This is a genomic window from Treponema sp. R6D11, assembly GCF_054786075.1.
On sequence record NZ_BDHD01000136.1, the window covers coordinates 1 to 4767 of the forward strand.

At 50.5% G+C, this 4767-nt stretch carries 4 protein-coding genes; all 4 read right to left on the minus strand.

Going from position 1 to position 4767, the window contains the following annotated elements; genetic code table 11:
- A partial coding sequence (locus tag ACYVTD_RS09790) for an ATP-dependent DNA helicase (protein WP_461247594.1) occupies positions 1 to 1105 on the minus strand: 1105 nt, incomplete at its 3' end.
- Positions 1106 to 1114: 9 nt separating this feature from the next.
- A complete protein-coding gene (locus ACYVTD_RS09795) occupies positions 1115 to 2347 on the minus strand; it encodes a M20 family metallo-hydrolase (protein WP_461247595.1) in 1233 nt (410 codons plus the stop codon).
- Positions 2344 to 3312 carry a UDP-glucose 4-epimerase GalE gene (gene galE, locus ACYVTD_RS09800; RefSeq protein WP_461247596.1) on the minus strand — a complete coding sequence of 323 codons (969 nt, stop codon included), beginning with the start codon at positions 3310 to 3312 and terminating at the stop codon, positions 2344 to 2346. Before galE ends, ACYVTD_RS09795 begins: the two co-directional genes overlap by 4 nt.
- Positions 3313 to 3343: 31 nt before the next feature.
- Positions 3344 to 4767 (minus strand): ABC-F family ATP-binding cassette domain-containing protein (locus ACYVTD_RS09805; protein WP_461247597.1); only part of this gene is annotated, 1424 nt, incomplete at its 5' end.

Genomic DNA, 4767 nt, shown 5'->3' on the forward strand with positions numbered 1-4767 from the left:
GCTCTTCCGTTATGTCGCGTATCATGGAGTTAAGGGCGAGGATGTTTTTGCGTAATGCTTTTAGGTTTGGAACCAGCGATTCGCCCAGACGCTCTTCCGGCATGTCGGGCGACAGGCGGAATACCCCCTGTTCGCCGCAAAGTTCAAGGGCGCTATTGTCCAGATCTTCCGCAGAGTCGCGTATTTTGTCCGCCTGCGCGGACATATCTTTCAAATGTTTGCTTCCGGGCGGCAGATGGGCGCACAATCTTACCAAAAGCCCGCCCTTGCTTTTTTTCTTTTTATGTATGAGCCTTCCCAACTGGCGGAAAATTCCAGTGCGAGCGAACTCAGAAGAAAAGAACGATGTCGCCGCGTTTTCCATCGTGTGCGCCTCGTCAATCACAAGCCTGTTAAACGGCGGGAGGACGACGGCGTTTTCATAACCCGCGCCCTGGTAACGCGCAGCCAAGTCCGCGAAGAGCAGGTGATGGTTTACCACGATAATGTGCGCCTTATCAGCTTCTTTACGCAGGGTGAAAATAAAACAGTTCTCGCGCCAAGGGCAGTGTATACCGAGGCACAAGTCCGATTCGGAGCAGACCGCGCCCCATACTGTTTCCGCGGGCTGAAAAGAAAGATCGCTTCGCGTTCCCGTCTTTGTGTTATGCGCCCATTCGTTTATTCGTCTTAATTCATCAAACTCATCGTCATCATTAATAATCAGAGGGGGTTCGCGTAACGCCTCGTCAAGGCGGCGCATGCAAAGGTAATTGCCCCTTCCTTTCATTATTACAGCCTTAATTTTCGCGTCCCCCATCGCACTCGCGACAAGAGGGATGTCTTTTTCATATAATTGCTGTTGCAACGTGATGGTGGCGGTGGAGATTACCACTTTTTCCTTGTTTTCAAGGGCGAAGTGAACCGCCGGTAAAAGATAGGCGAACGATTTTCCCACGCCCGTTCCCGCCTCCGCCATGACATGGGCGTCATCGTTAAACGCGCTTATTATCAGTTCAAGAAGGTCAAGTTGGGATTTGCGCGGTTCGTAGGACGACAGCCGTTTTGCCACGTATCCGCCTTCTTGAAGGGCGGCTATTATCCGTTCTGGATCGAGCTTTTTCATGCGCCCCTGTTAATTTAACGCCAAAAGCGCCATTACTTTCGCGTCCCCAAGGATGTTTTCCAAAAGGGCGTACTCGTTCGGCTGGTGGAGGGTTTCGTCCGTCTTTGTCCAGACGGCGCAGTCAATCCCTATGTTGCGAAGGTACGCCGCCATTGTGCCGCCGCCGATACCGACCGGATGCGGCGTAACGGAATAGACTTCTTTTACTGCGGCGCCAAGTTTTTTTACGATAGGCGCGTCGGCGGCGGTGGGAACCGACTTGGTAATCTGCACCGGGCTGTGTTCGATTGTTACGCCGTACTTTGCCTCTACTTCCGCCTTTATGCGCTCAATTTCAGCTAACACCAAATCAGGCGGATAACGGGGAAGGACGCGCATATCGACGTAAAACACGTCTTCTCCTGGAATGGTGTTTACGTTAGGCACGTTTGCCTCTTTTTTTGTAGGTTGAAAAGTGGAGAAGTCGGGATCAAATAACGGGTCGTGATCGCTAAACTTGGCGGAAAGGCCGGTATGAAGGCGAAGTGCGAGGTCAGAACCGGCGATAAAGGCGTTATTTCCTAAATCTGGCCTTGAGCCGTGCGCCTGTTTGCCCCTTGTGGTAAAGCGCATCCACATAATGTTTTTTTCCGCGACTTCAATATATTCGCCTTTTTTGTCTCCGCCGTCTGGAATCAGAACCATGTCGTCTTTTTTGAACAAATGCGCGTGGTTGTTTATCAACCAAACGATGCCGAAGGCGGAGCCGACTTCCTCGTCGGCGGCAAACAGCAGTTTAACCGTAAGGTCTGGCTTTATCCCCTGCTTTGTAAAACTTAACGCCGCGAGTACGGACGCTGTGATTCCCTGCTGGTTGTCTTCCACCCCGCGCCCGACAAGCCGCGCCCCGGGTGGATCGTCTTTGCGTATGACGGTCCACGGATCGGTTTCCCAAAGTTTTTCCTCTCCGGGAGGCACAACGTCCAGATGGCTTAAAATCCAAAGACGCTTTTCGCTGTTTCCGGCAATTGTCGCTATCAAATTGGGGCGTATTCCGCCTTTCGCGTTTTTGTCGGGCGCGTCGAAGCGTTCAAGGTTAGTAATGCCCTGTTCTTTCAGCCATTTTTCAAGGAAGAGGCACTTGTCCAATTCCCCCTCGCCGCCCGATTCAGGCGAAATAGCGGGGTGTTTTGTAAGCCCAGTTTCAAGCTCTTCCGCCAAAGGAGCCGAGCCGTCTATCCATGACAGTAATTTTTCTTTCATTTGTTGTACGCTTCCCAGTTTGTTTTAAGTATTGTTTCGATGTCGGAGTAACGTGCTTTCCAGCCGAGAATTTCAAACGCGAGAGAAGATGAATCATAAAGCTTGGCCGTGTCGCCCTGCCTCCTCGCCGCTATTTTCGCGGGTATCGGTTTGCCAGTAATTTTCCGCGCCGCTTCTAAAACTTCCGTTACCGAATAGCCTTTTTCGCTTCCAAGGTTTACGGTAAGGCTCTTGTTGTTCTTGCCGATGTAGTCTAACGCGAGGACGTGGCCCGCGGCGAGGTCGCTTACATGCACATAACCGCGGATGCAGGTTCCGTCCGGCGTGTCGTAATCGTTCCCGAAAATTTGCATTTCTTTTCTGATTCCGCAGGCGGTTTCCATGATGACGGGAATTAAATTGGCGGGGTTTTGCTCCAGGCCCTTTATGCGTCCTTTTATGTCGTAACCAGCGGCATTAAAATAGCGCAAGCAGGAGTAATTTATCCCTTTAAGTTTTTCGTACCAGCCCAAAAAACGCTCAATTTCCAGCTTTGTAAAACCGTAGTAGTTCTCGGGCAGGGTAGGGTGCTTTTCGTCGATAGGCAGATATTGCGGGTTTCCGTAAACGGCGGCGGTGGAAGAGAAGACAATATTTTTAATTCCCGCCTCGCTCGCCGCGTTCAGTATGTTTATGGTCCCCGATATGTTGTTATGCGAATATTTTTCCGGGTTTAACATCGATTCGCCCGCCGCCTTGAACGCCGCAAGGTGAATGAGCGCGTTAAAGCCGCCTGATTTCATGGTTTCAAGAAGGAGGGGGAAGTCGTGAATGTCCCCGTGAACAAATTCCGCTTGGGGAAAAAGGTTTTCGCGTAGTCCGCTAGAAAGGTTGTCATATACGGTACATTTATGCCCGTTGTCGAGAAATTCCCTTGTTACGTGGCTTCCGATATAGCCCGCGCCGCCTATTACCAAAATGTTCATTTTTATACGTTTATATTGTATTAAGACGGAATTATTGCGTCAAGGCGGAAGCAGCCTGTTCCCATTCGGCGGTCTTGGCTTCTATTTCCGCCGTACAAGCGTCTAATTTGCTTTTAACTTCCTTCGTCCGTTGCCCGTCCGTGTATACTTCGGGCATGGAAAGTTCCGCCTCAAGCGCGGACTTGGTCTTTTCCAATTCTTCCAGCGCTTTTAACAGTTCAGCCTCTCGCTTTTCAAGTTTTCGTACGGCCGCCTGTTTCTGTTTTTCGGCGGCGCGTTTTTCAGCGAAAGTCGCTTGCGGTTCAGCCGCATTTTGCGCCGCTGTTTGCGAGCGTGCGGTATTTGCCGCAGTTTTTTGCGCCGCTTTTGACGACGCGCCGTCTGATTCTTCGCCCATTCTGTCCAGATAATACGCGTAATTGCCGTAGAAAAGACGGGCGCGGGGGGGATTTCCAGAGGCGAGTTCCAAGGTTTTTGTGGAAAGCGCTTCCATAAAAGAGCGGTCGTGCGATACAAAGATGATAGTTCCGCCGAAATTGGTAAGGGCGTCCAGAAGTATGTCCTTCGAGTTTAAGTCGAGGTGGTTTGTGGGCTCGTCTAAGATTAAAAGGTTAAGCGGTTTTAAAAGCATTTTAAGAAGCGCGAGTCTGCTTCGTTCCCCTCCGCTTAAAACGGAAATGCTTTTGTAAACGTCGTCCCCCCTGAACAAAAACGCGCCAAGCATGTCGCGTAACTTTGGGATAAGCGCCGTCGGAGCGCCCGCTTCCATAAAATCTAAAACCTGGGTGTTTTGGGCGTCTTTAACGCCGGAAGCAAGCGCACTAGGCTCTTCCGCCTCCGTCTGGGAAAAATAACCGGCGCAAATGCCCGATCCGTATTTTACCGCCCCTTCAAAGTCTTTATCCTGCCCCGCGATGATTCTTAACAGCGTGCTTTTGCCCGCCCCGTTTGGGCCCGCGACGACGAGCCTTTCCCCCGCCTCAAGGGTAAGTTCTACGCCGGAAAGAACCTTGTGTTCGGCGTAACTTTTTCCGACGCCTTCAAGAGTAAGAGCGATATTTCCAGAGTGGGGCGGAGGCGGAAAAGTGATATTTATCTTTTTTAACGATTCGGGTATTTCAATTCGTTCCATTTTATCAAGGCGTTTGATTAATTCCTGAGCGAAAGCCGCCTTGCTCGCCTTGTAGCGGAAACGGCGGATAAGCGCTTCGGTCTTGACGATTTCTTCCTGCTGTTCCTCATAGCGTTTAACAAGGGAGGCAAGTTCCGTCTTTCGTACTTTTTCGTAAGAAGTGTAATTTCCTGCGTAGCGTTTAAGGTTTCCCTGAAAAAGTTCGTACACTTCGTTAACGGACACGTCAAGAAAATACCTATCGTGCGAAACCAAAAGATAACCGCCACTAAAATTTTCAAGCCACTTTTCAAGCCAAGTCCTCGCCTCGATGTCAAGGTAAT

What these genes read in the sequence shown, in the direction of transcription:
- ACYVTD_RS09795 (WP_461247595.1), bottom strand. Translation starts at nt 2,347, where the DNA reads ATGAAAGAAAAATTACTGTCATGGATAGACGGCTCGGCTCCTTTGGCG.
- galE (WP_461247596.1), bottom strand. Translation starts at nt 3,312, where the DNA reads ATGAACATTTTGGTAATAGGCGGCGCGGGCTATATCGGAAGCCACGTA.